The sequence below is a fragment of the Enterobacter sp. 03-F-07-AD-ECC genome (assembly GCF_047530935.1).
Taxonomy (GTDB): Bacteria; Pseudomonadota; Gammaproteobacteria; order Enterobacterales; family Enterobacteriaceae; genus Enterobacter; species Enterobacter cloacae.
Genome location: NZ_JBLKBZ010000056.1, coordinates 1 through 3,664, shown reverse-complemented (window position 1 = coordinate 3,664; position 3,664 = coordinate 1). Strand labels below are relative to the sequence as shown.

Sequence of the window (3,664 nt, the reverse complement as noted above, 5' to 3'; positions counted from 1 at the left end):
GGGGTCGGTTCCGGCTGAGGGCGAAATGACACCCTAAGCGTTAGCTCTGTGTCGTTGCACGATGTCAGCGACGGTATTCTTGCTGATACCGAGCTCGCGTGCGATCCAGCGATAGCTGCGTCCCTCGGCCCTCATCGCAACCACCTTAGGCAAAAGTCGGTCTGATTTTGGTCGCACTCCGGCCTGACGACCAAGCCTCTTACCACGTGCCTTCGCAACAGCAAGGCCTGACTTGACCCGCTCGCTGATGAGATCCCGCTCAAACTCCGCAATGCCGGAAAGAAACGTCGCCAGCATTCGTCCATACGGCGACGAAAGATCGAACGCCATTCCATTCATGGCTATCACGGAAACCTTCCAGTTCTCCAGTTCACGTAGCGTATTGAGCAGATCGAGCGTCGAGCGCCCCCACCGGGAAAGCTCAGTGACCAGGATTGCATCAATTTGTCTGGACTGGGCAAGCGCCAGGACTTTCTTTCGCTCGGCCCGGTCGAGTTTAGTTCCTGAACCTGTTTCCTTAAATATTCCCACCACGTCGTAGCCGGCACAGCCGGCGAAGGCTCGCAGATCAAATTCCTGGCGTTCACAAGACTGATCCGCTGTTGAAACCCGGCAGTAAATGGCGGCACGATGTCCCAATTGAACCCTCCTGGATTTTTGTATCGGAACGCCCTGATTTATATGGGCTGGCTGTTGTCCAAAACAGACTATACTTCAAAAGGGACGAATTTGTATGTCACGACGCCATATTTTCACCGAACGGCAGCGAGCAGCGCTGTTCGATCTGCCCACGGACGAACTGTCGCTACTGAAGTTCTACACGCTGGGCGATGATGACCTGGAAAACATTAGGCAGCGCCGCAGACCGGAAAACAGGATTGGCTTTGCCCTGCAACTTTGTGCCTTACGATATCCGGGCCGTGCACTGGCTCCTGGTGAGATGATCCCGCGTGAAGTCCTTTCCTTCGTCGGTGCTCAGCTTGGAGTTCCGGCTGATGCGCTTCTCACTTATGCCACACGGCGCCAAACCCGTCAGCAGCACATGGACACGCTGCGCGAAATTTACGGCTACAAGACCTTCACGGGCCGTGGTGCCCGTGATCTGCGGGAGTGGACTTTCGGCCAGGCCGAAGATGCCAGATCAAACGAGGATCTTGCTCATCGTTTTATTGTGCGGTGTCGGGAAACTTCCACCATTCTGCCCGCAGTATCGACAATCGAGCGCTTGTGCGCGGATGCTCTGGTCGCCGCTGAGCGGCGGATTGAAACGCGGATTGCGGAAAATTTAACAGCGGATGTTCGCGATCACCTGGACAAACTTCTGAGTGAAATGCTCGCCGGCAATATCAGTCGTTTCATCTGGCTTCGCAACTTCGAGGTTGGTAACAACTCGGCTGCTGCTAACCGTTTGCTCGACAGGCTCGAATTTCTGCGTACCCTGAATATCAATCATAGTGCTTTGGCCAGCATACCTGCCCATCGCATTGCCCGGCTGCGTCGGCAGGGTGAACGCTACTTCACCGACGGTTTGCGTGACATCACTTCGGACCGCCGCTGGGCGATCCTTGCCGTCTGTGTTGTGGAGTGGGAAGCGGCGATTGCTGATGCCATAGTCGAAACCCATGACAGGATCGTAGGAAAAACCTGGCGGGAAGCGAAGCGCCAGCATGACGAAACAATTTCCGGCTCTAAAGCCACACTCACGGATACGATCCGTACCTTCACCGCGCTGGGAGCTTCGTTGCTTGAGGCCCGCAGTGACGGAACCCCGCTGGAGATGGCTGTCGCCAGTTCGGTTGCATGGGACCGGCTCGCTCAACTGGTAGCGACAGGGACTCAACTCAGCAACACGCTAGCCGATGAGCCTCTTGCATATGTCGGGCAGGGATACCATCGCTTTCGTCGTTATGCGCCCCGCATGTTGCGCTGTCTGAAGCTCGAAGCCGCGCCGGTCGCCGGACCATTGGTAGCAGCAGCTTTGTCGATCGGAGAGATGAAAGGTGTTGCATCGCCAGAAAGGCGTTTCCTGCGGCCCAGCTCCAAATGGAACCGTCATTTACGAGCTCAGGAAAAAGGAGATACCCGTCTTTGGGAAGTGGCGGTACTCTTTCACCTCCGGGATGCTTTTCGTTCCGGAGATGTCTGGCTCGCTCATTCGCGCCGCTATGGTGACCTCAAGCAGGTACTGGTGCCGATGATCGCGGCGCAGGAAAATGCAAAACTGGCCGTGCCTTCCAACCCACAGGATTGGCTGGCAGACAGAAAGGCGCGACTCACGATCGCTCTTAAGCGGCTGGCCCGGGCTGCCCGTAACGGCACTATTCCGCACGGTAGCATAGAAGATGGAACGTTGCGGATCGACAGGTTGACAGCAGACGTGCCGGATGGTGCCGAGGCACTCATACTGGATCTGTATCGCCGAATGCCGTCCGTTCGGATTACCGACATGCTGCTTGAAGTTGATGCAGCCCTTGGTTTCACAGATGCGTTTACCCATCTGAGAACCGGGGCTCCATGTCGCGACCGGATCGGTCTGCTCAACGTCCTGCTCGCTGAAGGGCTCAATCTGGGCCTGCGTAAGATGGCGGAAGCTACAAACACGCATGATTACTGGCAGCTCTCACGCCTTGCCCGCTGGCATGTTGAAAGCGAAGCCATGAACCAGGCATTGGCAATTGTGGTGGCCGCGCAGGGTAAACTGCCGATGTCACGCGTCTGGGGGATGGGCACGTCAGCATCGAGCGATGGTCAGTTTTTCCCGACAGCGCGGCATGGCGAAGCCATGAACATGGTCAATGCCAAATATGGTTCTGTTCCCGGCCTCAAAGCGTATACTCACGTAAGCGACCAGTTCGCGCCATTCGCTTGTCAGTCGATCCCGGCGACCGTGAGCGAGGCACCGTATATTCTCGATGGACTACTGATGAACGAGGTCGGTCGCCATGTTCGCGAACAGTATGCCGATACAGCAGGATTCACCGACCATTTGTTCGGAGCCAGTAGCCTGCTCGGCTACAATCTCGTTCTGCGAATCAGGGATCTGCCATCGAAGCGGTTGTACGTATTTAATCCCGATACGACCCCCAGGGAGTTACGCAAGTTGGTAGGTGGAAAAGCCCGGGAGGATCTTATCGTTGCGAACTGGCCTGATATTTTCCGTTGTGCCGCGACGATGACCGCTGGCAAAATCAGGCCCAGCCAACTCCTGCGCAAGCTCGCTTCTTACCCACGACAAAACAACCTTGCAGTTGCGCTTCGTGAAGTTGGTCGTATTGAACGGACCCTTTTCATTATTGAGTGGATCCTGGATACGGACATGCAGCGGCGTGCTCAGATCGGTCTTAACAAGGGAGAGGCCCACCATGCGCTCAAAAATGCGCTCCGTATCGGGAGGCAGGGGGAAATTCGCGATCGCACGACAGAGGGGCAGCACTACCGAATCGCTGGGCTCAATTTATTGACTGCGGTGATCATTTACTGGAATACCGTCCATCTTGGTCATGCCGTCACGGAGCGGCGGAACGAAGGGTTGGATGTTCCCCCTGAATTTCTTCCCCACATATCCCCATTGGGCTGGGCGCACATTCTACTGACTGGCGAATATCTTTGGCCCAAGGAACCGAAAGCTTAGGGTGTCATTTCGCCCTCAGCCGGAACCGACCCC

The 3,664-nt window shown here is 56.1% G+C and carries 2 protein-coding genes; one reads left to right on the top strand and one right to left on the bottom strand.

What is annotated here, in order from left to right; all coding sequences use genetic code 11:
- Positions 1 to 33 precede the first annotated feature (33 nt).
- Positions 34 to 639: a recombinase family protein gene (locus ACMWKA_RS25510; RefSeq protein ID WP_000509965.1), complete on the bottom strand. Its 606-nt coding sequence runs from the start codon at positions 637 to 639 to the stop codon at positions 34 to 36.
- A gap of 94 nt (positions 640 to 733) precedes the next feature.
- Here ACMWKA_RS25510 and ACMWKA_RS25505 point away from each other — a divergent pair, with 94 nt between their 5' ends.
- Positions 734 to 3,631 carry a Tn3-like element Tn5403 family transposase gene (locus ACMWKA_RS25505; RefSeq protein ID WP_001553819.1) on the top strand — a complete coding sequence of 966 codons (2,898 nt, stop codon included), beginning with the start codon at positions 734 to 736 and terminating at the stop codon, positions 3,629 to 3,631.
- Positions 3,632 to 3,664 lie beyond the last annotated feature (33 nt).